The sequence below is a fragment of the Empedobacter sp. UBA7620 genome, assembly GCF_002484185.1.
Taxonomy (GTDB): Bacteria; Bacteroidota; Bacteroidia; order Flavobacteriales; family Weeksellaceae; genus Empedobacter; species Empedobacter falsenii_C.
Window position 1 is genome coordinate 116394 of the sequence record NZ_DLJI01000041.1, and the last position, 22914, is coordinate 139307.

The window sequence follows — 22914 nt, forward strand, 5'->3', positions numbered from 1 at the left end:
TTTTCCTTCGTATTTTTTCTCTAATTCCAATTCTTCTGCTGCTAAATCCTCATGCTCATCAATCACAGAACTTTGAGCTGAAATCCAAGCCCCTAACTGGCTACTTCTTGGACGCGTTTCGAAATATCCATCCGAATTATTATCCGATGTTTTTTCTGCTACACCTTTTATAATAATCTGTCTTTCGAGAAATGGCCAAAAAAATGACAAACAAACCTTTGGATTCTCTAACAAAGCTTTTCCTTTCTGGCTGTTATAATTCGTATAAAAAATAAAACCTTCGTCCGTATATCTTTTCAATAAAACAACACGCGTTCTCGGAAATCCATCTTCACCAATCGTCGCAACAGACATCGCATTTGCTTCATCTACTCCATCCGATTCTTCAGCTTGCAAAAACCAATCGCGAAATTGTTCGATCGGATTTTCTCTTAACGAATCAAAATTCATCGACTGTTTTTCGTAAACTTTTCTTTTATAACTTAAATCTTGTTTCATTAATGATTATTTTATATTTTTAAACCGCTAATCATATCTTTCGTTAAGATTTTACTCAATAAAACCGAAACAAAAATGTCTATCAAAAGTATAAAAAAAGGAGCTATTTTGGTCGCAAAACCAACATTAAGTAACGATATTTTTCAGCGAAGTGTTATTTTGATTACAGAACACTTAGAATCTGGAAGTATTGGTTTTATTCTTAATCATTCTTCTCATATTCCGATTAGTATTTTTGTATCTGAAATAGAATCTGCTTCTATTGTTTTTGAAGGTGGACCTGTAGATAAAGAAAACATCTATTATATTCACAAACGACCTGATTTAATCAGAAATAGTGAAAAAATTGCTGACAATTTATATTGGTCTGGTGTGTATGAAGATGTACGCGATGCGGTAAATCAGAATTTGATTACGCAAGATGAAATCAAGTTTTTTATTGGATATTGTGGTTGGGCTCCAAAACAAATCAAAGATGAATTAAACGATAATTCGTGGGCTGTAACAGATTTGGATTTTGATATTTTTGAGCGTTGGGATGCTGATTTGTGGAAAAAATTAATGAAACAGCTTGGAGGTGAAAACTTGATTTGGCTAAACACCCCCGCTGATCCTTCTATGAATTAATCGATTATAAATACTTAAAAATCGATTTTGTTTTATTTAAAGTGTATTCTTTTTTACGATTTTTGGTAATTGGTAAAATTCCAACTCCATCAATCAAAATAAAAACTTCTTCTGCTTTCTGAATTTCGAATGGAAAAATTTCTACTTCTTCTACTTTAAATTCTTCGGCTTTATTAATTTTTGTAATGAAATTATTTCTCAAAACACTTGTAATAACACCTTCTTCTTTTTTCGGTGTACGAATCGTTTCTCCATTCACCACAAAAATATTTCCTCGTAATGAACGTGCCATTTTTTTGTTTGCATTTAGCAAAATAATATCAGCATAATCATTCTCTAAACGATAGATTTCTGCAATATTTTCTTCTGGACGATACGTATTCACAAGTGAATAAAAAGCAGTATTGATTGCATAATCTTTGTACACATCAATCTCGTTTTCAGCTTGTAAAAACTCCCAATCATTTTCACTATTTTCGATAGAAATCAAATAATTGATGGATGCTTTTAGATAATCTTCCTCATCATTTCTGAAAGCAAAAAATTCTACTTTTCCTGATTTCGATTGATTTGCTTCTGCTAATAAATTGATTTGTTCTTGAAAAAATTCTGGTGTAAAATCCAACGGAATATTCATGCGGTAAATGCGCATAGAAGCCATTAGATTGAAATAATGATCTTCCCAATCAATAATTTCACCATTTACAAATCGTAAAATTTCTTTTACAGCATCACCATTACGAAAAGCTCTGTTCTGAATTCCTATTTCTGCATTTGCTTTTTCGACGATAACGCCACCTAAGTTAATTTTCAAAATAATAGATTTTAAACAGATCCTAAGATTTTTTTAAGATCTTCAATTTGACTTTCCCACAATTGTTTTGATTCTTCTACTTCGTCTTCATCAGCAAAATCTGTAATAACTAATGATACATCGTTCGTTAAATCGTCTTCTACAATTGTTAATTCGAAGAAATATTTTGTATCTTCATCATATTCCCATTGAAAGCGCACGTATCCATCTTGCTTAGATTTCATCAAAAATGCAGATTCTTCGTGTCCATCCCAAATAAAAGTATATTTTTCTCCACGAGAATTTACATTATCTGCAAACCATTCTGATAAACCTGAAGGGTTTGAAATATAGTTATATAGCAAAGACGGTGAAGACTTGATTGAAAATTCTACTTGATATTTCTTTTTTGGCATAATTCTATTTTATTGAAGTCGCAAGATATAAAATGAATTGTATCTACCAAAGAAAATCAAAATAAGTTTTGTTATAAAATCAAAAAAAAAATTACCTTTGCAAAAATTAAAATTTAGGCGAGGTAGCTCAGATGGTTAGAGCGCAGGATTCATAACCCTGAGGTCGGCAGTTCGATTCTGCTCTTCGCTACAAATGAAAAGCCCAAACAGATGATCTGTTTGGGCTTTTACTTAACTACTAAAACCTATACTAATCTAAATAACCTACTACTTGATAAGCTCTTGTTCCTCTGTTGTAAATTTTTTGGTACAAAACACCTCCAAATTCGTACAGATATTCTCCTCCATAATCTACTCTTTCATATCCTGCTGGTAAAGCATATACGATAGCACCTAGAGGAGCTTGAACTACTTCATAATAATTTCTATTAGGGCTGTAATAAACTCCTTCGTAGAAATAATATGGATTTCTATTACCAATATTAATTGTTACATAACCTACTGGTAAAATATTAATTCTAAATCCTACGTATGGCATATATCTCACATATCCATTGTTATAAGGACGATAGTAAATACCGTTGTTTCCGTAGAAATTATAACTGTTGTACGAATACTTGTTATAGTTTCTTACATTCACATTAGAAACTGGTCGGTTTCCTCTGTTGTATGAACTAGAATTTATACGAACTGGATTGTTGTAGAAATCTCTGTTTTTTAAACTCTCAGATCTGTTGCCTTGATTTCCTTGGCTATTTTCTCTGTTATTTCTACTATTATTCCAATCTTTGTTAGAACTTGGTCTACTACTTACAATCGCTGTATTGTTTCTATCTATACGTGTACTCGTTTCACGTTCTGTTCTATTTGTAGAGTTTTTCCAAGATTCATTCGTAGAATTACCGCGATCTATTCTTTCTGTTCTATTTCCTTCAATACGACTAGTTCTATTTTCTGTTCTAGCCATTTCAGAGCGTCCATTTCCTTGACTTCTTGAAGTTGCTTCTCTTGAAGAAGAACTTCTCTCACCACCTCTTTGACCTCTATCTTGAGCATTTACACCAACAGCTAACATGGCTGTAAAAGCTACTCCTAAAAGTGTAAATCTAATTTTTTTCATCATCCAACTTTTTAATAAATTAAGACATTTCTCCTAATACTATTTCCGTGCCATAATTATAAGTTTAAACCATAGAAAATGTTATAATAATCAAAATAATTAATAAGCTATTCAAATTCAAGGAATTGCATTAACAATTTTGTTTGACAATTTTGTTAAATATTTTTATTCCTGACATCGTTTGTATTGATTTGTGAATTGATTACTTTTGTTTTTAAGAAATTATATAAAATGATTGACGTTAAAAATGCTTACATCGCCTTTATTAGTTTACAAAAAGTTGGACATAAAGTTCGAGAAGAAGCTAACATTTTTGCCGATAAAACACTAGAATACGACGAATCTAAGGAAGAACAATTGGTTCCTTTCTTATTAAGTCCGTTCAAAAAAACGCTCGAAATTAATCGTTTCACGCATTATACAGAAAAGTTAGAATTTAATGTTTTGTATAATCAATGCAAGCAAATGTTTGATGAAGAAACAGATTTTATCGATTTTTCGCAAGAAGTTTTAAGTCATTTATACGAAAAATCATTGCATCCACAGATCAAAAGTGGTGAAGTTTTTATTGCGCTTTTCGAGAATATGATGTTCGACGGAATTCCTTGTCGTGGAATTGGAATTTATAAATTAGAGAATAAGAAAAAATTCTTGCGTTTCGACGAATCGCGTGGTTTAGATTACAACATTTGGAAAGGTTATAAGTTAGAAGGAATCGACAAAGCCTGTCTTATTCTTGATGCTTATCGCGACGAAGGTTTCCGCGTCTACTCTATCGATGATAAAAATGTGGAGTCAGAATATTGGAAGAAAAATTTCTTAGAAATTGATTTGATTAAGGACAACAATTACCATACGAAGAAATATATGGAGTTGATTACAGATTTCTCGAATGATTTTCTTTTGGATAAAACTGACAAAAAACAACAAGCAGAATTTATCTCAAATTCGATAAATGTGTTGAATTCGAATGAAGTTGTAACAAATGAAATTTTTGAAGATCAAGTGTTGAAACCTTTCGAAATTATTGACGAATTCAAAGAATATAAGAAAGATTACAGCGAAAATAATCGTGTTGAATTTGTAGAAGCTTTTGAAGTTTCGGTTCCAACTTTGATGAAAGAATCAAAGAAAATCAAAAGTGAAATTAAATTAGATACAAAGATTAACATCAAATTAGATTTGACAAATCCTGATGCAGCCGAAGAATATTTGGAACGCGGTTTTGACGAAGAAAAGAAAATGTATTATTATAAAGTCTACTTTAACTCAGAACAATAATAGTTAAATAATAATTACGAGCTCCAAAATTTTGGAGCTTTTTTATTTGATATACTTCTCAAAATCAGATTTATATTTCTCTGATAAATTAAACTCTTTCTTTCCTATTATTAAATGATTTTTCCCAAAAGAAGTCACTTTGTTGAAATTGACAATATGCGAACGATTAATCTGAATGAAATTTTCTGGTAAATTTTCTTTCATTTTTTTCAGTGTCATCAACGGAATATACGGTAACTCCTTTTCCTCAGAATATATTTTCAAATAATCTTTCATACTTTCGATATACAAAATAGACGAAAGCTTTATTTTCACTTGTTTTGCATCAATTTTAATAAAAATATCATCGTTTTGTTTCAATAAATTTTCAAGATTTTTTTGATGTTTTATTTTAGAAACTGTTCTTTCGAAATCTTCAAAACTATAAGGTTTAAGCAAAAAATCTGTTGCCGAAACTTTAAAACCTTCTATTGCATAATTGCTATAAGCAGACACAAAAACTATTGACGTTTTTACATTATTTTCTGACAACGATTTTACAAAATCAATTCCATTTAACTCTGGCATTTCAATATCCAAAAAAATACAATCAACTTGATTTTCAAGAAGAAATAATTGGGCAGATTGAGAAGAATTAAAACACGCAAGCAACTCTAAATCATCAGAATGATGAATAAAATTCTCTAATAATTTCAACGCTAAAGGCTCATCATCAATCGCTATACAGGTTAATTTCATTTCAACTTAATTTTTAGTAAACAATTGTAAACATTTGATTCTATCTTCACTACATATTCATAATTTGATGAATACATAATTTCTAAACGTTTTATCGTATTTTGAATTCCAATATTTTTAGAACGATTAACGCGTTTATTTTCAAAGATTTCATTTGTTGTTTCTAAAATTAATAATCCATTTTCAACTTTAATCTTCAAACAAATTTCACAATCTTTCGTCGTTGAAATTCCATATTGAAAAGCATTTTCTATAAACGTCAACAATATCATTGGTGCAATTTCTAACTCATTTTCAGAAGTAGAAATCTCAACTTTTAACGTTAAATTTCCTGGAATCCGAAAACGCATCAAATCAATATAATTCTCGATAAAACTAATTTCATCTTTCAGCAAAACTATATCATTTTGCTCTTCATTCAACACAAAACGCATCATTTTAGCCATTTTCTGAATTGCAATTCTCGACTTCTCAACTTCAAAATAAGTTAACGAATGAATCGTATTTAATGTATTGAAAAAGAAATGTGGATTAATTTGCGCTTTCAAAACACTTAATTCTGCTTTGGTTTTTTCTTCTTTCAACAAAAGTTTTTTCTTTTCTTCTTTGTTCCAATTTTTAATCAAATGAGATGAAATTCCAATCGCGAAAATAATTAAAGCAAAAATTGAAATATAAATCGAAATGAAAAATGAATTTTGCTTCGCATTTGTTGGCTGATTTGGATGTAATATTTGATGAAGTTTTTGATTTAATTGCAACATTTCTTCCACTTGATTCATTACAAGAATCAGAAAAATAGTCAAAATTATTAACGTTAAAATGTATAAAACACCGTTTTTTCTCCAACTAATTTTTGGCAATAAAAAACCTACATTCAAATAATACAATATCATTAAAAAGACAAGTAAAATTGCATGATAAACGTAGTGTTCTAGTGGTAAATTAATGCGATAGGTAAGCGGAAAAATGATGAAAAAGATAAATGCAATTCCGATCCATCCCAATAAATGGAAAATAAGAGGATATTTTTTTACGAAATCTTGCATCTTCAAAACTTTTAGCGAAGTAACGAAAAAGCTTTTGGAAAGTGAACTAATTTGGTCGTGAAAAATTTGTAGTTCGTCTAAAAAAATTGTCCAATTCCGTTGTGACAAATACTTTTGAATAAAAATTATTTCATGATGTCAATTAGTCAAATCGTCGTTTACGGCATGTTAATTTTATCAATATTTGCTCCTTTTATTGCTTTGTATGCGGTAAAATTAGTAAAACAAGGAAAATATGAGCAACATATAAAAGTTCAAAAAAACTTATTTTATGTTTGTGTTACAGGCGTTATTTTCTTGGAATTGACAATTCGTTTTTCTGGAGGTTCTGGTAGTTTGGTAAAAGTGAGTCCATATTTAGCGACAACATTTTTTCATACCACACTTTGGTCGCATATTATTGGTGCTGTTTTAACGTATATTGTTTGGGCTTTTACAATTTTCAAATCAAAAAATCAAAATAAGAAAAAACAATTACCTGGAAGATTTTCAACGATTCATCGCAAGTTGGGTTATATTGTAATTATCGGACTTTTTTATACAGGAATTACAGCTTTGATGGTTTGTACAATGGCTTTTTTCTTGTAATTAATTCAATTTTAAAATACATTGATGATTCAAAATCTCAAAACCTTTTTTCAGCCAAAAGCCTTTTGCAGATTGATTTTCAGCTGTAAATTCTAATTCAATATAGGCTTGATCGTTCAAGAAATTTATCGCTTCTTTAACTAATTTAGAAGCGATATTTTGATTGCGATAATTTGCATCAATATACAACGAATCTATTCTTCCTTTTGATTTAATAGCAAAATATTTCGGACGAAGATGTTTCGAACAAATAATATATCCCGCCAACTGATTTTCTATTTCGTCTACAAATACTTTTATGTTTTGTTGTTGTAAAATTCCTTTGAAAAAATCATCAATATCATGTTTGTAAGTCAAATCTATCTGATACAACGCATTAAACTCTTGATGATGTTGTAACAATTTTATCATCATTCTTTTCAATTCAGGAATATCATTTTCTACGGCAATTCTTATCATATCTAAAAATAAAAAAATCCAGTTAAAAAACTCTAACTGGATTTATTAAAACTATTGTTTATCTAATTTTATTTTGTCTTGACCTTGTTGCAATTGATACAACTCTATAATATCCTCAATCGGATAATTGAACCAATCGACTTGTTTTTTGATTTTAGAATTTTGATCTAAATACAAATATGTCGTGAATTTCATTGCTGGAAATTTCATTCCATTGTATGTATAAGGCGAAAATTCTCCGTTTGCAATAATCATCGAATCGTTAGAAAATAATTCATTTACTTTCAATAATTTATTGTTTTCATATTGCATTGTTTGATCACTCCAACGAATAATATCATTCAATAAATGACGCGGATCTACCGTAGAACCTCCTGAATATTGCGCCACATTTTCATATACCAAACTATCGTTGTAAAAAGATAACATTTTTTTATAATCTTTTCGAGATGAATAATTTTCGAAAAAACGTTTTCCTAATTCATCATTTTTACTGGCTGAAGAAGAATTACAACTTACTAAAAAAGTAATTGCAATAAGACTTAAAATCCACGTAAATTTTATTTTCATTTATCTGAAATTCTTGTTAAATAATTTTCACCATTATCATCAGCCATTCCATCTTCATTGAGAATCATAATCTCCGAATTGTCTGACCAACGTAAAAATTGAAAAGGTAATTTTTTCTTTTTTGAATCGATTTCCATCAACGATCCATCGTCTTTTTTGAACAATTCTCCATCATAAGATTGACCTTTGTACTCAGCAGTAAATTTGTCATCTGCTAATTTCAGAACGATTTTATCTCCAAAATATTTTCCTTCAAAAACTCCTTTGTAAATAAGCGTTTCGCTCGTAAAAACAGAATTTTTCTCTAAAGACAATACATCTTCATGCGACAAACCATCCGAACTTTTATCAACTTCTACATTATCCTTTTTACATGAAAATAAAAAGAATTGGCTGATAAATAGAAGAAAGACAATTTTTTTCATCTGAGATGAATTATTTTTTCACGAATTGCTCAACGTCTTTTCTAGAAATTGGATTATCACCCAAAATCAATAAACGTTCAACAACATTTCTCAACTCACGAATATTACCTGTCCAATCCAATTCTTTCAGCGCATCATAAGCCGAATTATCAAAAGATTTTTGACTTGTTGTATCTTTTACAAAATGTTCTACCAACAAAGGAATGTCATCTTTACGATCATTAAGCGCAGGAACATTAATAATAATTACCGCCAAACGATGGTATAAATCCTCGCGAAAACGACCTTCTTCAATCTCTTTTCGTAAGTCTTTATTTGTTGCCGCAATCACACGAACATTCACATTAATTTCTTTCTCAGAACCAACTGGAGAAACTTTTCCTTCTTGTAGCGCGCGCAAAACTTTTGCTTGAGCAGAAAGACTCATATCCCCTATTTCATCTAAGAAAATTGTTCCTTCATTTGCCAATTCAAACTTACCTTGCTTGTCTTTAACAGCTCCTGTAAACGAACCTTTTACGTGACCAAATAACTCACTTTCAATTAATTCAGCAGGAATTGCCGCACAATTCACTTCAACCAAAGGTTTTACATTACGATCACTTTTTTCGTGTAAATGATGTGCAACCAACTCTTTTCCAGTTCCATTTGGACCAAGAATCAATACGCGAGCGTCTGTAGCAGCCACTTTATCAATGATTTGTTTCACTTCTGCAATTGCAGGAGCATCACCAATCATTTCGTATTTCTTCGCAACTTTTTTCTTTAATGCTTTATTTTCTTTCTTCAATTCTTTATTTGAAGACATCAACGATTTACGGTCTAAAGCATTGCGAACAGTCGTCAATAATTTATTAAGATCTGGAGGTTTTGGAATAAAATCGTACGCACCTTTTTTGATTGCATCAACAGCCAAATCAACATCTCCGTGCCCCGTAATCATCACCATTGTTAGGTCTGGATTATATTCCATCGCTTCTGACAAAACCTCCATTCCATCTTTCAATGGCATTTTTATATCACTTATAATTAAGTCGTATTCTTTTTCTTTTATTTTTTCAAGCCCAACAGCTCCGTTTTCAGCTTCATCCACATTCCATTTAGGATTTTCGTCCATTAAAATGCTTTTCAAAACGTTGCGGATTGCCTGTTCATCTTCGATTAATAAGATATTTGACATCGTTTAGATCGTTTATTTTTATAAATTAAAATAGACTCAAAGATAATTGAAATTATTATTTTTGAGTCTACTTTTGATATAGATTTTAATACTTTTTTTAAGATGTTTTCACTTTTCGTGCATTTTCTAAACCTAATTCTTTAATAGAAACTTCTCTCATTTCTATTTTTCGAATTTTTCCTGAAATAGTCATTGGAAATTCTTGTACAAATTTCCAATATTTAGGACGTTTGAAATGAGCGATGGATAAACAATAAGCCTTCAATTCGTCTTCGGTTATAGTAATACCATCTTTCACTTTCACCCAAGCCATTACCTCTTCTCCGTATTTGATACTTGGAACACCAATAATTTGAACATCAGAAATTGATTCATGTTCGTACAAAAAATCTTCAATCTCTTTTGGTGAAATATTTTCTCCTCCTCTAATGATAATATCTTTAATGCGTCCAGTAATATTAATGTAACCATCAACATCCATTGTCGCTAAATCACCGGTATGCAACCAATTATTCTCATCAATAACTTGTGATGTCGCTTCCGGATTATTCCAATATTTTTGCATGACCGAATAACCTCTTGTACAAAATTCTCCTGCAATTCCGCGAGGTAAAATATCTCCTGTTTGCGGATCAATAATCTTAATTTCTAAATGGTCTTGAACCGTTCCAACCGTCGAAACTTGCTTTTCTAAAGGCGTTCCAATAATGGTTTGTGTAGAAACTGGCGAAGTTTCTGTCATCCCATAACAAATCGAAACTTCTTTCATATTCATTTTAGCTTGCACTTTCTTCATGATTTCAATCGGACAAGGCGAACCAGCCATTACACCTGTTCTCAAAGATGTTAAATCGAAACGATCAAAATTTGGTAATTCTAATTCCGCAATAAACATCGTCGGAACTCCGTAAAGTGATGTACATTTTTCGATTTCGACTGCATTTAATGTTTTTGCTGGATCAAAACTATCCGAAGGAATCACCATACAAGCGCCATGCGAAGTACATGCCATATTGCCGATTACCATTCCAAAACAATGATAAAACGGAACAGGAATACAAACACGATCACGATGTGTATAATTTAATCGAACACCGATAAAAAATCCATTATTCAATAAATTATGATGCGTTAAAGTTACACCTTTTGGAAAGCCAGTTGTTCCCGAAGTATATTGAATATTTACAGCGTCATCAAACTGAACAGCTTGCTCTATTTGATGAACTTCTGAAGTCGAAATTTCTTCTCCTTCGATCAAGAAATTATCCCAATTTTCTTCAAAAATGATAATATGTTTTAGTGATTTCGCATTGTCTTTTACATTGTTCAACATCACTTTATATTCACTTGTTTTGAAACTTAAAGCAGCGAAAACAGCCGAAATTTCTGCTTGATTTAATACAAACTCGAGTTCATTTTCGCGATAAGCAGGATTCAAATTAACCAAAATCATTCCCACACGAGCCGTTGCATATTGTAACAACGTCCATTCTGCACGATTTGGCGCCCAAATACCTACGCGATCACCTTTTTGCAAACCAATAGCAATCAATGATTTTGCAATTTGTTCAGTTTGTGAATAAAACTCTGTGTACGTCGCTCTATAATTTTGATCAACGCAAACCAAAGCCTCTTGCTGCGGATATTTTGCAACTGTATTTCGTAAATTTTCGCCAATCGTTTCTCCTAAAAGAGGATATTGTGATGCCCCACTTGAGTATGATAAGTTAGAAATGATGTGCTTATATTCTATGTTTTTAAAATTACTTTCCAACTCAAACTTAGCAACGATTTTCAGGAAAATAAATTTATCAGATACAAGATTCTAAATTTCTAAAAGAATCGTATTTTTTTATTAAAATCGGAAATAAATTCAAAAAAATGAAGGTTTATTTTTAACAAATACTTAAAATAACTCCATCAAATTATCCTTAAATTGTAAAAAATTACTGAAAAATGAATACAATAAACGACGACAATTATAATTATACTTCTATTTACGATGGAATAGAAGTTGTAGATGCTTTACAGACACGTATTGCTGATATCAAGAAAACATTAATAATTGTAACAGAATTAGATAAATGGGATTATGCGTACGCAGATGGAAAATGGACTATCAAAGAAATGATACAACATTGTATAGATTGTGAACGTATTTTTTCTTATCGTGCGCAACATATTGCGAGAGAAGATTCTCAAACATTAAATTTCTTCGATGAAAATGCCTATGTATTGACTTCAAATGCAAATGAAAGAAAGCCTGAAGAATTGATAAAAGAATGGACAAATTTGATGAAAGCAACTTACTTTCAGTTTGAATCTTTTAATGATCAAACTTTAAACAAAATAGGAAAAGTTGGTAATCGAGAGTATTCTGTTGAGAAAATCGGTTATGTAATGGCTGGTCATTCCATCCATCATATGAATGTAATTAATGAACGATATTTATAAAAAAAGTCAGCTTCTAAAAAGCTGACTTTTTTATTTCGGCATCACATTATAAGTTGGATCTTCTTCGATATTTACCTCAATAACGCTTTTTGCATTTTCTAATAATCGAATAGAATCTTTACTCAAATGTCGCAAAATTACAATTTTATCTTGTTGTGCATATTTAGATGTAATAATATGTAAAGATTCAATTGCACTCATATCAACTATTCTACTCTCTTTCAAATCTATAACAATTATTCTTGGATCAGAATTAATTTCAAATTTCTCTAAAAAAGTAGAAGTCGAACCAAAGAAAAGTGGTCCATAAATCTCATATATTTTTCGTCCATTTTCATCAACAAATTTACGTGCTCGAATACGTTTAGCATTATCCCAAGCAAAAACCAAAGCCGAAACGATAACACCTACAAAAACAGCCAAAGCAAGGTTATGTAACACAATCGTGATAATCGCCACCAAAATACTTACAAACACATCCGATTTTGGCATTTTTGTTATTAATTTAAAAAATCCCCATTTAAAAGTCGAAATCGCAACCATCATCATTACACCAACAAGTGCTGCCATTGGAATTTTCTCAATCACTGGAGCACCAATTAGAATAATAATCAAGATTGTAATTGCACCAATTGCTGGTCCTAATCTCGAACGAGAACCTGCATCTAAATTAACAAATGTCTGAGCAATCATTGCACAACCTCCCATTCCACCGAAAAAACCATTTGTAATATTTGCAGCACCTTGCGCCAAACATTCTTTATTCGACGAACCTTTCGTTTCAGTCACCTCATCCACCAAAGTAAGCGTTAGCAAAGTTTCAATTAACCCAACCGAACCCATAATAATCGAATAAGGCAAAATAATTTTCAAGGTTTCTAACGTAAACGGAACACTCGGAATATGAAAACTTGGCAGTTCTCCTTTGATACTCGCAATATCACCAACAGTCTTTGTATCAATATGAAATCCGATTACCAATAGAAAAGTCACAAGAATTGCAACCAAAGAAGCTGGAATAATTTTCGTTAATTTCGGAAAGAAATAAACTATCAGAACTGTAATTAGCGTCAATCCAGCCATCGTATAAAAAGGTGTACCACTCAACCAACTCGTTATTCCATTCGTAGTTGATTTGAATTGTTCTATTTGTGACATAAAAATAACAACCGCCAAACCATTTAGAAAGCCATACATAACAGGTTGAGGAATTAAACGAACAAATCTTCCTAATTTGAAAACACCAACTACTATCTGGAAAACTCCTGCTAAAGCAACCGCAGCAAAAATATATTGCTCACCATACGTAGCATTCAACGCGATTAAAGTGATAACGGTAGCACCTGCTCCACCCGCAACCATCGCTGGTCTTCCTCCAAAAACCGCCGTTACAATTCCCATGATAAATGCACCATATAAACCTATTAAAGGTGATAAACCAGCTAAAATTGCAAACGAAAGCGATTCAGGAATCATTGTCATAGCAACAGTTAAGCCGGCTAATATTTCGTTTTTATAATTTATTTTTTGATTGAATTTTAAATATTCAGCAATCGACATCAGAAGTTTTATTTCATGCAAAAGTAACAATTACTACGCATCTAAAATTAGTAAAAAGCTAGATTAAATATCAAATTACATACTAATCATTGAAGTAATTTTATAATTGTTAAATATTTCTTAATAAATATTTAACAATTAAGATATATAGCAAGTGTATTTTTGACGAAATTTAATTTCTAATGAAACATCTTTTAAAACTCTCCTTATTCATTCTAGGTCCATTCGTTTTGGCTCAAAGCGGTGTTATCTCAGGAAAAGTTGTAGATTCTAACGATCAATTTTCGTTACCAGGAGCTACAATTCGCATCGAGAATTCCAATAAATATACTGTATCTGACCAAAATGGTAATTATCAATTTCTAAATCTTACGCCTGGTATTTATACCATTTATATTGATTATTTAGGATACGAAACCATCTCAAAACAAATAGAAGTTACCGAAAATAAAACAGCTGTTATTGATTTTTCTCTAAACGCAGGTTACAACGAACTAAATGAAGTTGTTATAGTTGGAGATTATTTAAAAGGACAAGCAAAAGCATTGAATCAACAAAAAAATAACGGAAATATTACCAATATTATTTCTTCAGATCAAGTTGGTCGTTTTCCCGATTCTAACATCGGAGATGCGTTAAAACGTGTCACTGGAGTTACAATGCAAAACGATCAAGGTGAAGCTAGAAATATTATCATTAGAGGTCTTTCGCCTGAATTAAACTCAGTCATGTTGAATGGTGATCGTATTCCGTCTGCCGAAGGTGATAACCGAAATGTACAAATGGATTTGATTCCTGCAGAGATGATTTCATCTATAGAAGTGAACAAAACTTTGACGCCAGATATGGATGCAGACGCAATTGGTGGAGCTGTAAATTTGATTACGCGTGCTGTTCCAAACAAAGAGCGTATTTCTATAACGGCTTCTGGTGGTTATGCACCAATTCGCGAAAAAGGCTTGTACAATTCAGCTTTTTTATATGGAAATAGATTCTTTGACAAGAAATTAGGTGTGGTTGTTTCAGGAAGTTATCAGGTTCAAAATTTTGGTTCGGATAATATCGAAGCAGTTTGGGACAAAGATGAAAATAAAACCTATTTGTCACAATTTCAGATTCGTAAATATGACATTCAACGCGTAAGAAGAAGTGCGTCTTTTTCGGCAGATTATAAGTTTAATGAAAACAATAGAATTGATCTTTCTGCTATTTACAATTGGCGTGACGACCGAGAAAATCGTTATAGAGTAACTTATCGCGATTTAGAATTTGATGAAAAAACAGGAACTTACAAAGGAAATATACGTCGCCAAACAAAAGGTGGAATTGATAATAACCGCAATAAAAATACGCGTTTAGAAGATCAACGTGTTTACAATGTTTCGTTACGAGGAGAGCATTTATTATCACCAAAAATGGATATGGATTGGGCTGTTTCTTACTCAAAAGCGAGCGAAGACAGACCAAATGAGCGCTACATTGATTATCGTGCAAAAGGTGTTACGTTTAATGAAGATTTATCTGATGCAAAATATCCAAATGTAACAACAACTTCTGCAGAAGATTTGACCAAATTCAAAGTTAGTTCGTTATCAGAACAGCACAATTATACAGATGAAACAGAATTTGGTGCAAAGCTTAATTTCAGAGTTCCCTTAAGTGTTATCCCAAATCAGAAAGGACGTTTACGTTTTGGTGGTCGCCTTCGATTGAAAGACAAAGAGCGCGAAAATATTTTCTATTCGTACGAAAGCATAGATGGAATGGGAAATTTGAGTACTCAAAATCCTGTAAATTGGTCAAGCAATCGTTTCAATGCTGGTAAAAAATATCAAGCTGGATATTTCTATTCAAATCATCAATTAGGAAATTTAGATTTAAACAATACAAATCTATTCAAATCTAACTTAGAGCCTTCTAAATATCTAGCCTCTAACTATAAAGCGAAAGAATATATTTCGGCAGGATATATTCGTTGGGATCAAGATTTATCATCTAAAACATCTTTAATAGTTGGTGTTCGTATCGAAAATACTTCGATAGATTATACAGGGAATTATGTACAAGATGAAGAAGATTTAATTGGAGAAATCAAGCACAAAAACGATTATACCAATGTTTTACCAAGTCTTTCTTTGAAACATAAATTTACAAATGATTTTATTCTGAGAGCAGCTTTCACAACAAGTATTGCACGACCAAATTATTACAGTTTAGCGCCTTTTGTAAGTGTTTTGAAAGAAGATGCAGAGCTTTTTGCAGGTAACCCAAATCTGAAAGCGACCTATGCCATGAATTATGATTTGATGGTTGAAAACTATTTCGAAAATATCGGAATTGTTTCGGGAGGATTTTTCTACAAAAAATTAAACGATTTCATCTATACCTACAAAAACAATACATTTACAACAAATGATTTCCAAACGCTTTTTCCTGACATAGCAAACCCAGTTCCTGCTGGAGAAAATTGGAAAATGACACAAGCTAGAAATGGAGATCACGTGAATGTTTTCGGATTTGAGGTAGCATTTCAGCGTCAATTAGATTTTATTCCAGGCGAATTTTTCAAACATTTGGGAATTTATCTTAACTATACATACACCGATTCAAAAGCGAAAGGAATTACCAATGAAGATGGTGATTTGAGAAAAGATCTTGATTTACCTAAAACAGCTCCACACATGTTCAATGGTTCGTTAGCATTCGAGAACAAAAAGTTTTCTGCACGTGTTTCGGTTAATTATACTGCCGCTTATTTAGACGAGATTGGTGGAAATGCTTTCGAGGATAGTTACTATGACAAACAATTATTTTTAGATGCAAATGCGTCGTATAAATTCTCGAAGCAATTACGAATTTTTGCAGAAGCAAACAATTTAACAAATCAACCTTTACGTTACTACCAAGGAGTTTCGAGTCAAACAATGCAACTCGAATATTATCAACCACGTTTTACTTTAGGTCTAAAGTTTGATTTCTAAACAATTATGAAAAAAATATTCATCACATTATCACTCTTCACTATTCTATTTTCTTGTGAATCCTCTAAACTGGCTCCAATTCCTACAAATGCAGTAAAACCAACTGTTACAACACAGCAAACACCAAATGATACTGATGATCCTGCAATTTGGATCAATTATCAGAATCCAGAAAAATCACTTATTATTGGAACAGACAAACAAGAAGAGACGGGCGGTTTATATGCCTATGATTTGAATGGTAAAATCGTGAACCAAATCGTTCCACTTAATCGTCCAAATAATGTAGATGTAATGTACGGTTTTCCTCTGAATGGAAAAAACATTGACATTGCAGTGCTTACCGAACGTGCAAACAATAAAATTAGAATTGTTTCGCTTCCAGATTTTAAATTGATTGACAATGGCGGAGTCGAAGTTTTCAAAGACGAAACATTACGAGACCCAATGGGAATTGCGCTCTACAAAAGCAAAAACAACAAGTTTTATGCAATCGTTGGTCGTAAAGACGGTGTAAGTGGCGAATACCTACATCAATATGCATTAGAAAACAAGAACGGAAAAATAGAAGCAACTTTAGTACGCAAATTTGGAAATTATTCGGGTAATAAAGAGATTGAAGCCATTGCTGTTGATGAAGAATTAGGCTTTATTTATTACGCTGACGAAACAGCAGGAATTAGAAAATATTATGCTGATCCAGAAAAAGGAAACGAAGAAATTGCATTTTTTGGGCAAAAAGATTTTAAACGCGACCACGAAGGAATTGCAATTTATAAAACCAATGCAACAGATGGCTATATCTTAATTTCGGACCAACAAGCAAATTATTTTAATGTATACAAACGACAAGGTGAAGCTTCAAATCCGAATGAACACAAATTGATTGCTAAAATCCCAGTTTCTACTATCGAATGTGACGGAGCTGATGCAATTAACTTCAATTTTGGAACTAAATTCCCAAAAGGTTTCTTTGTTGCCATGAGTAACGGTAAAACATTTCAAGTTTATGATTGGCAAATCATTCAAAACGAAATTGATAAACAAGCGAAATAATTAGACATTTAAACATAAAAAAATCCGAGTTGTTGACTCGGATTTTTTGGTTTTATGTAATCACATGTTTTGATAAAATGATGCTATCTATTATCTTAATTTGCGATGTAATAAAAGAATTCATCATCTATTTTTTTTGAAATCATTATTTCAAAAAGATGACTATTCATTTCAATATTTTTTGTTTTGGAAAAATAAAAACCATAAGAATTATCCGTAAATCCATCTATTAAAAAGAAAATTCCATTTTCAGTTTTTACAATTGAATAGATATTAATCTCAATCATCTTTTCTAAAATTTGTTTTTGAAGAGAATCAAAATTATATTTCTTTTCAATTTTAACTTTTGTTGAAATCGGAAAAGGTGATTTGTCTGGTATTATAAATGACCAATAAGAATCATTTTCTTTAAAAATGTTATCAATTCTTTGTAATGTATTTTGATTTAGAAATAATTGATTTTTACTTTTTCCAATTAATGATACTAATGTTTTAAATTTATTGATATTGTCATTCAAAAATGTAATATTTGAATTTTCATCAGTTTGTCCCTGTCTTAAGAATTGATTCGGTTTATCTCTTGCTTCAAATTCTGTTAATCCATATCGTTGTGAAAAACCACCCCAAAAGAAATTTGTAACTTCACTTGACGTTCTAATTGATTCTAAAGCCCATATCTTTTCATATTTAATTGGTCTTATATCCCATTTAGAAAAAGGTTTAGAAAACTCTAGATAAGTTTCAATTGCAATTTTATTATTTACAGTTATACTATCCAAGTAATTAAATAATTCTAAATCATATTTTTCAGTTTTGTTTAAATACTCTTGACTTAATAGTGAAATTGATAAAGCGGAGAAAAATATTGTAAAAATCTTTTGCATAGAATTTGGAAAGTTTCTGATTATCTAAATTAAACAAAATACTTAAACAAATCAGTATAATATTGTTGATTTGATTGATAACTTAATTCAAATCCGTCGTTTTTATCCAACCTTTCGTTATTCTATTTCCGTAAAATGTACAATAAGCCCAATTGCCTTCTATCCTATCAATGCTCACAAAGTCATTTTTAACTAAATAAGCTTTCAGTTTTTTATTTTCTAATTTCTCCGAATAAAAATAGGTTTTATCTGTCACCACATATTTTATTTGCTTCCATTCAGTTTGGTTCATCATATTAAACAAGACAGGCTCATCGGCAAAATGTTGAACATTCCAGCAACCTCCATGTTCACTAGAAAGCTTAATTCTTATTGCTTTCTCTCCAATAATTTCTATTTCTCCCTTTATTGCATCTTCTTTTTTATCTTCAGGATAATATGTCAATACAACAAATTTGTTATTTGTAACCTGCCCTTCTATGTAAAATATATATGAAAAATTAGGCCTGCTTGTTTTTTCATTCCAACCTGTGTAATCTTCAAAATAACCAGTTAGCTTTTTTGTTTTTTGGTCAAATGCTAATTTAAATCCAAATTCGTATTCTCCAGATTCTATAGTCTGACCAAACAAAAAATTTGACATCAAAAAAAGAGCAATTGTGATTAATATAGTTTTCATATAGCTTAGGATATTATTGTAAAAAGAAAATGACTACAAACTATCATTTATAACCATTCTTCTTCAACAATTCTAAATAATTAATCGTGTCAAAATCTAATTCTGATTGTTTATGATGTTCGCAATTGTTTACGATTATTGGAAATTGATTCATCGTATCCGCATCAGTCATAAGCGAATATGTAGGTTTTTCATTCATATAAGTTTCCTCAAAAATGGCTATTTTTTTATTCTCATCAATAAGGTAAATCTTAATCTTCCAATCCTCAGAACCCTTCAACTCAAATTCATATTTGTTTGAATCTACTTTCTTTTGTGATACAATTTTATTTGCAAAAGGTCCTTCCATCGTCCAATTAACTAAAGCCGAGTCATTTATTGCAATTTGATGATTAAGAAAATCACACGATTTATATACATAATAGTCGTTTTTGTACCTATGAAGTTGAATCCAATTCTTTATCTCCAAAATAGGTTTTTGAGATTGAAATGTAGCACCTTCCTCTTTCAATTTATTGTAAGAAAAGTTATAAGTATCATCATTCAAATAATTATAATTAAAATAAGAAACCTTCTTATAATCAACACTATTCTTGTTATTATCGTTATAAATAGATTGCTTACTACCTAATTTTTTGTCTTAGAAAATAAAAATAGTATCAGATGTTGTGCGTAGAATTTCATTCTCAGTAGTATTTTTATAACAAGAAAAAATCGTAAATAAAATCGAAGAAAGATAAAATAGTATCAGATGTTGTGCGTAGAATTTCATTCTCAGTAGTATTTTTATAACAAGAAAAAATCGTAAATAAAATCGAAGAAAGATAAAATACATGTTTCATTGACGCATTTTTTAAGGTTGTAGATGTTTAAAAAAGTATTCATAAGATTTAGTCAATACTCTTTCATTTACACTAATTTAAAGAAAAAAACAATATAAATAGCGATGACTAAATATTTCTACTTTTTCTATTGTACTTTAAATCCCATATTTTATTAATATAATGTAAATGTTTACGCAGTTTTTATTTGAACTGGGATATTCTGTATTTTACTTCTTCATTGGAATGATAATTTTCTTTATGTTTTTTTCCTATATTAAAACTTTCTTCATCGAAACAACTAACAATTGCTTCAATCAATGCTTTTCCATAAGTATGTTTTCTATAGCTATCAATAACATGAAAACCCGCAAATGTAATTTCAAAAATAAAATCTAAGTCATCTCCCTTTAAAGCAGACATATAAGAACTAATAAAATCAGCATATACTTTTAGTTCTTCAATATGAATTTGATAAAGTTCTTTTGGGAAAATTCTTTCATCTACATTCCAATCTATATTTGAAGTATAAGAAGAAAAATCTTTATTTACTTCATTTTTATAATTTTCTAATTCATAAATATTAAGCTCAATGAATCCATATCTGTCATGCCCCATCCATTTTTGCATTCCGTGACGCTTTTTTAAATCCCAATTAATAATTTCGTCATTTATTGAGAATAATCTTCTAGAATTATAAATCTGTCTGTTAATTCTTTCCATTTTGTAGAGTAAGAGTATTGATATAAAATTGAGTACAACGGAAAAAGTATTGACTAAATACAGGCTTTCAAAAAACTAAAAGTTCAGACCAAGCCAAGCCGATGCTTTTTCAGATTCTCTAAAATAAGAAAAATACTATATAAAAAACAACACTACGTAATTAGCTCAATTTTTTCTCTTGTACACATATTAACTGTGATTTTTTATTTCATCCCAACTTTTTAATTTTAGTTGCGTTTCTTCTTCTAAAATTTTAAAAAATCTACTCATAACCCAAGAATTTGGATAATTACCACAAGTAAATTCATTTATATTCATTCTTTTTCTTAGAAGAACTCTATCCCAAGTTTCAAAATTGTTTCCCGAAATTATTTGTGATTTATATGAATTAATAAAAGCCAATATTTTCTTTTCTTCTTCGGTCAAAATTTGCTTTGCCCTTTCTTTAAAAAATATAGCACCATCTATATAAGCTCGAATACTCGAAACTCCACGGATACAAAACAATTCAGGTCGTTCGCTTATTGCTTTTATTTGATCAATATCCAAAATCACTTTATCCTTCTCAACGATAGTAGAATATTCAATCGGATATGCTTTTTCATACTCAAATAGCAATGAATAAAATTTCAAAAAAAGTTCTTTTTCATCTTCCACACCAAAACCTAATGCCCAAGTCCAATTTTCGCTTAACGCAAGTTTAATCGAAGTCTTATTCTCTACAAACTCTCTAAAGCTCGGCATTTTTGCAAAGTCCTTATTTTCAAAATTTTTCTCCTCAATATTCTTTTCAAAGTTATTCCACATAAAACAATATAAAAGATTAAAATTTCTTTGTCCAATAAACGGATAAGGGTTATCATATATCTCTTTTAAGAGTTCTATTTCATGAATTGTTCGCATAAAATTGTTGTTAAGAGAAAAAGTATTATAAACTACATACAAAATTGTAAAATCTCAAAAGCAGCGGCGTGTAAATATTACAAATCTTTCTATTATACCTATAATTCCGCATTTTGCTAAGACAATTTTAGATGCAGCCATTTTAATTAGGACTTTTTTCTCGTTCTTTTATTCGTTTTTCTTGATATTCATTAATTTTTTTTACAGCATCCATAGTCAAAACAAATAGATTGTCTGTGTTAATATTCCAAATACTCATGTAATTTTTTGAAATCACGTTGTGTTGTTTCCAGCCAGTTGCTTTTCCATATAACATTAGCGTACAGATATCTGTTGCAGTAATAAAATCTCCTGTATCTGGCAAATGAGAATGCATAGTCATTTCAACTTCATCACCTTTTTTGTAATTGATTGGAATTATATTTTTGTGAAGAGCTTTAGCTGATTTTAAGTTGTTTTTTTTGTCAAATGTTAAAAGATAATCATTACCAAAGATAATAACACCATTCACTGAAGGTCCAGTTAATACGTATACTTTATTTTCTTTTTTATCAATCAATGGTATTAAATTCAAATTTGTATTTTGATAAGTTTTGAAAATCGTATCATTTTGAATGATATTTAATGCTTTATTTCTAAGCAAATAAATTTCACTTTCTCCTTGTGTTAAATATCTTTCAGTTAAATCAATATTTGCTTTTTCTAAATTAAAAGTATCATCAAATTTGATTGTTCCAATAATTTTTGGAGTTTCAGATTTTGAGAAAAAAACGTTAATATTTTCATCATTTTGAGTATAGGAAAAATAACCACCTATATTATCTCTATTTTGATACTTAGACAAAAATAAATCAGTTCCATGCCATGATGACATTTCCGATTTATAAAGTCGCTTTCCCTCTTCAATAATAGGTTTAGTTAATTTTTCAGTATTTTGACTATACGTTTTTATACAAATTAATAGTGACAAAAAATAGATAACTCGTTTCATTCGTGCGGTTGTTTTATGTTGTAACTAATGTTGTTTTTACGAAGTAAAATATAGTATAGTTTCGTGAAATATCCCTATGTCTACATTTCGTAAAATGTAAAACGAATTTACAAAAAAA

The 22914-nt window shown here is 30.5% G+C and carries 24 protein-coding genes and 1 tRNA gene; 7 read left to right on the forward strand and 18 right to left on the reverse strand.

The window, feature by feature from the left end; genetic code table 11:
- Positions 1-498: pyridoxine/pyridoxamine 5'-phosphate oxidase (locus B2217_RS10865; protein ID WP_291122565.1), on the reverse strand; the 498-nt coding region annotated here is incomplete at its 3' end.
- A 75-nt stretch (positions 499-573) separates the two neighbouring features.
- On the opposite strand from B2217_RS10865, the gene B2217_RS10870 reads away from it, so the two are divergent.
- On the forward strand, positions 574-1125 hold the full coding sequence (locus B2217_RS10870; protein WP_180904473.1) for a YqgE/AlgH family protein: 552 nt from the start codon (positions 574-576) through the stop codon (positions 1123-1125).
- A 4-nt stretch (positions 1126-1129) separates the two neighbouring features.
- Here B2217_RS10870 and B2217_RS10875 read toward each other — a convergent pair whose 3' ends face one another.
- On the reverse strand, positions 1130-1939 hold the full coding sequence (locus B2217_RS10875; RefSeq protein ID WP_291076028.1) for an aminotransferase class IV: 810 nt from the start codon (positions 1937-1939) through the stop codon (positions 1130-1132).
- A gap of 11 nt (positions 1940-1950) precedes the next feature.
- Positions 1951-2334 (reverse strand): START-like domain-containing protein, encoded by a 384-nt coding sequence (locus B2217_RS10880; RefSeq protein WP_038330532.1) that lies wholly within the window; start codon positions 2332-2334, stop codon positions 1951-1953.
- Positions 2335-2450: 116 nt separating this feature from the next.
- On the opposite strand from B2217_RS10880, the gene B2217_RS10885 reads away from it, so the two are divergent.
- Positions 2451-2524 (forward strand) — tRNA-Met (locus B2217_RS10885).
- 60 nt (positions 2525-2584) lie between these two features.
- Here B2217_RS10885 and B2217_RS10890 read toward each other — a convergent pair.
- Positions 2585-3454, reverse strand: coding sequence for a DUF6515 family protein (locus B2217_RS10890; RefSeq protein ID WP_147279988.1), 870 nt, complete (start codon positions 3452-3454; stop codon positions 2585-2587).
- Between the two features lie 231 nt (positions 3455-3685).
- Here B2217_RS10890 and B2217_RS10895 point away from each other — a divergent pair, with 231 nt between their 5' ends.
- Positions 3686-4735 (forward strand): nucleoid-associated protein, encoded by a 1050-nt coding sequence (locus B2217_RS10895; RefSeq protein ID WP_280045571.1) that lies wholly within the window; start codon positions 3686-3688, stop codon positions 4733-4735.
- Positions 4736-4777: 42 nt separating this feature from the next.
- Here the strand turns inward: B2217_RS10895 and B2217_RS10900 are convergent, their stop codons facing one another.
- On the reverse strand, positions 4778-5473 hold the full coding sequence (locus B2217_RS10900; protein ID WP_038330530.1) for a LytR/AlgR family response regulator transcription factor: 696 nt from the start codon (positions 5471-5473) through the stop codon (positions 4778-4780).
- On the reverse strand, positions 5470-6522 hold the full coding sequence (locus B2217_RS10905) for a sensor histidine kinase (protein ID WP_038330528.1): 1053 nt from the start codon (positions 6520-6522) through the stop codon (positions 5470-5472). The genes B2217_RS10900 and B2217_RS10905 overlap by 4 nt, the downstream gene beginning before the upstream one ends.
- 132 nt (positions 6523-6654) lie before the next feature.
- Here B2217_RS10905 and B2217_RS10910 point away from each other — a divergent pair, with 132 nt between their 5' ends.
- Positions 6655-7110 carry a DUF420 domain-containing protein gene (locus B2217_RS10910; RefSeq protein WP_084106812.1) on the forward strand — a complete coding sequence of 152 codons (456 nt, stop codon included), beginning with the start codon at positions 6655-6657 and terminating at the stop codon, positions 7108-7110.
- Here B2217_RS10910 and B2217_RS10915 read toward each other — a convergent pair whose 3' ends face one another.
- From B2217_RS10915 to B2217_RS10935, 5 genes are all read right to left on the reverse strand, one after another.
- Positions 7111-7569, reverse strand: coding sequence for a GNAT family N-acetyltransferase (locus B2217_RS10915; RefSeq protein ID WP_286476923.1), 459 nt, complete (start codon positions 7567-7569; stop codon positions 7111-7113).
- Positions 7570-7620: 51 nt separating this feature from the next.
- Positions 7621-8139: a hypothetical protein gene (locus tag B2217_RS10920; protein WP_291076036.1), complete on the reverse strand. Its 519-nt coding sequence runs from the start codon at positions 8137-8139 to the stop codon at positions 7621-7623.
- The gene (locus B2217_RS10925; protein WP_280048904.1) at positions 8136-8564 is read right to left on the reverse strand and encodes a hypothetical protein; all 429 of its coding nucleotides are present in this window, start codon (positions 8562-8564) and stop codon (positions 8136-8138) included. The genes B2217_RS10920 and B2217_RS10925 overlap by 4 nt, the downstream gene beginning before the upstream one ends.
- Before the next feature lie 10 nt (positions 8565-8574).
- Positions 8575-9744 carry a sigma-54-dependent transcriptional regulator gene (locus tag B2217_RS10930; RefSeq protein WP_280061530.1) on the reverse strand — a complete coding sequence of 390 codons (1170 nt, stop codon included), beginning with the start codon at positions 9742-9744 and terminating at the stop codon, positions 8575-8577.
- Positions 9745-9841: 97 nt separating this feature from the next.
- Positions 9842-11479, reverse strand: a complete 1638-nt coding sequence (locus B2217_RS10935; RefSeq protein ID WP_291122589.1) for an AMP-binding protein — start codon at positions 11477-11479, stop codon at positions 9842-9844.
- A gap of 221 nt (positions 11480-11700) precedes the next feature.
- On the opposite strand from B2217_RS10935, the gene B2217_RS10940 reads away from it, so the two are divergent.
- Positions 11701-12198, forward strand: coding sequence for a DinB family protein (locus B2217_RS10940; protein WP_291067697.1), 498 nt, complete (start codon positions 11701-11703; stop codon positions 12196-12198).
- Between the two features lie 30 nt (positions 12199-12228).
- Here B2217_RS10940 and B2217_RS10945 read toward each other — a convergent pair whose 3' ends face one another.
- Complete coding sequence (locus B2217_RS10945) at positions 12229-13758, reverse strand: SulP family inorganic anion transporter (RefSeq protein WP_115000408.1); 1530 nt, start codon at positions 13756-13758, stop codon at positions 12229-12231.
- Between the two features lie 182 nt (positions 13759-13940).
- Between B2217_RS10945 and B2217_RS10950 the strand changes: the two genes are divergently transcribed.
- Positions 13941-16739 (forward strand): TonB-dependent receptor, encoded by a 2799-nt coding sequence (locus tag B2217_RS10950; RefSeq protein WP_291122567.1) that lies wholly within the window; start codon positions 13941-13943, stop codon positions 16737-16739.
- Positions 16740-16745: 6 nt separating this feature from the next.
- Positions 16746-17795, forward strand: a complete 1050-nt coding sequence (locus B2217_RS10955) for a phytase (RefSeq protein ID WP_180904486.1) — start codon at positions 16746-16748, stop codon at positions 17793-17795.
- A gap of 95 nt (positions 17796-17890) precedes the next feature.
- Here the strand turns inward: B2217_RS10955 and B2217_RS10960 are convergent, their stop codons facing one another.
- The 6 genes from B2217_RS10960 to B2217_RS10985 all read right to left on the reverse strand — a co-directional run bounded on the left by B2217_RS10960 (position 17891) and on the right by B2217_RS10985 (position 22796).
- Complete coding sequence (locus tag B2217_RS10960) at positions 17891-18679, reverse strand: hypothetical protein (protein ID WP_180904487.1); 789 nt, start codon at positions 18677-18679, stop codon at positions 17891-17893.
- An 82-nt stretch (positions 18680-18761) separates the two neighbouring features.
- Positions 18762-19358, reverse strand: a complete 597-nt coding sequence (locus B2217_RS10965; protein WP_291122569.1) for a hypothetical protein — start codon at positions 19356-19358, stop codon at positions 18762-18764.
- A gap of 43 nt (positions 19359-19401) precedes the next feature.
- The gene (locus tag B2217_RS10970; RefSeq protein WP_180904489.1) at positions 19402-19905 is read right to left on the reverse strand and encodes a hypothetical protein; all 504 of its coding nucleotides are present in this window, start codon (positions 19903-19905) and stop codon (positions 19402-19404) included.
- Between the two features lie 478 nt (positions 19906-20383).
- Positions 20384-20902 carry a hypothetical protein gene (locus B2217_RS10975; protein WP_180904491.1) on the reverse strand — a complete coding sequence of 173 codons (519 nt, stop codon included), beginning with the start codon at positions 20900-20902 and terminating at the stop codon, positions 20384-20386.
- Between the two features lie 189 nt (positions 20903-21091).
- Entirely contained in the window at positions 21092-21805 is a 714-nt protein-coding gene (locus B2217_RS10980) for a hypothetical protein (RefSeq protein WP_180904492.1), read from the reverse strand.
- Positions 21806-21947: 142 nt separating this feature from the next.
- Complete coding sequence (locus B2217_RS10985; RefSeq protein WP_180904493.1) at positions 21948-22796, reverse strand: hypothetical protein; 849 nt, start codon at positions 22794-22796, stop codon at positions 21948-21950.
- Positions 22797-22914: the final 118 nt, after the last annotated feature.

What these genes read in the sequence shown, in the direction of transcription:
- B2217_RS10870 (WP_180904473.1), top strand. Translation starts at nt 574, where the DNA reads ATGTCTATCAAAAGTATAAAAAAAGGAGCTATTTTGGTCGCAAAACCA.
- B2217_RS10880 (WP_038330532.1), bottom strand. Translation starts at nt 2,334, where the DNA reads ATGCCAAAAAAGAAATATCAAGTAGAATTTTCAATCAAGTCTTCACCG.
- B2217_RS10890 (WP_147279988.1), bottom strand. Translation starts at nt 3,454, where the DNA reads ATGAAAAAAATTAGATTTACACTTTTAGGAGTAGCTTTTACAGCCATG.
- B2217_RS10895 (WP_280045571.1), top strand. Translation starts at nt 3,686, where the DNA reads ATGATTGACGTTAAAAATGCTTACATCGCCTTTATTAGTTTACAAAAA.
- B2217_RS10900 (WP_038330530.1), bottom strand. Translation starts at nt 5,473, where the DNA reads ATGAAATTAACCTGTATAGCGATTGATGATGAGCCTTTAGCGTTGAAA.
- B2217_RS10905 (WP_038330528.1), bottom strand. Translation starts at nt 6,522, where the DNA reads ATGCAAGATTTCGTAAAAAAATATCCTCTTATTTTCCATTTATTGGGA.
- B2217_RS10910 (WP_084106812.1), top strand. Translation starts at nt 6,655, where the DNA reads ATGATGTCAATTAGTCAAATCGTCGTTTACGGCATGTTAATTTTATCA.
- B2217_RS10915 (WP_286476923.1), bottom strand. Translation starts at nt 7,569, where the DNA reads ATGATAAGAATTGCCGTAGAAAATGATATTCCTGAATTGAAAAGAATG.
- B2217_RS10920 (WP_291076036.1), bottom strand. Translation starts at nt 8,139, where the DNA reads ATGAAAATAAAATTTACGTGGATTTTAAGTCTTATTGCAATTACTTTT.
- B2217_RS10925 (WP_280048904.1), bottom strand. Translation starts at nt 8,564, where the DNA reads ATGAAAAAAATTGTCTTTCTTCTATTTATCAGCCAATTCTTTTTATTT.
- B2217_RS10930 (WP_280061530.1), bottom strand. Translation starts at nt 9,744, where the DNA reads ATGTCAAATATCTTATTAATCGAAGATGAACAGGCAATCCGCAACGTT.
- B2217_RS10940 (WP_291067697.1), top strand. Translation starts at nt 11,701, where the DNA reads ATGAATACAATAAACGACGACAATTATAATTATACTTCTATTTACGAT.
- B2217_RS10945 (WP_115000408.1), bottom strand. Translation starts at nt 13,758, where the DNA reads ATGTCGATTGCTGAATATTTAAAATTCAATCAAAAAATAAATTATAAA.
- B2217_RS10950 (WP_291122567.1), top strand. Translation starts at nt 13,941, where the DNA reads ATGAAACATCTTTTAAAACTCTCCTTATTCATTCTAGGTCCATTCGTT.
- B2217_RS10955 (WP_180904486.1), top strand. Translation starts at nt 16,746, where the DNA reads ATGAAAAAAATATTCATCACATTATCACTCTTCACTATTCTATTTTCT.
- B2217_RS10960 (WP_180904487.1), bottom strand. Translation starts at nt 18,679, where the DNA reads ATGCAAAAGATTTTTACAATATTTTTCTCCGCTTTATCAATTTCACTA.
- B2217_RS10965 (WP_291122569.1), bottom strand. Translation starts at nt 19,358, where the DNA reads ATGAAAACTATATTAATCACAATTGCTCTTTTTTTGATGTCAAATTTT.
- B2217_RS10975 (WP_180904491.1), bottom strand. Translation starts at nt 20,902, where the DNA reads ATGGAAAGAATTAACAGACAGATTTATAATTCTAGAAGATTATTCTCA.
- B2217_RS10980 (WP_180904492.1), bottom strand. Translation starts at nt 21,805, where the DNA reads ATGCGAACAATTCATGAAATAGAACTCTTAAAAGAGATATATGATAAC.
- B2217_RS10985 (WP_180904493.1), bottom strand. Translation starts at nt 22,796, where the DNA reads ATGAAACGAGTTATCTATTTTTTGTCACTATTAATTTGTATAAAAACG.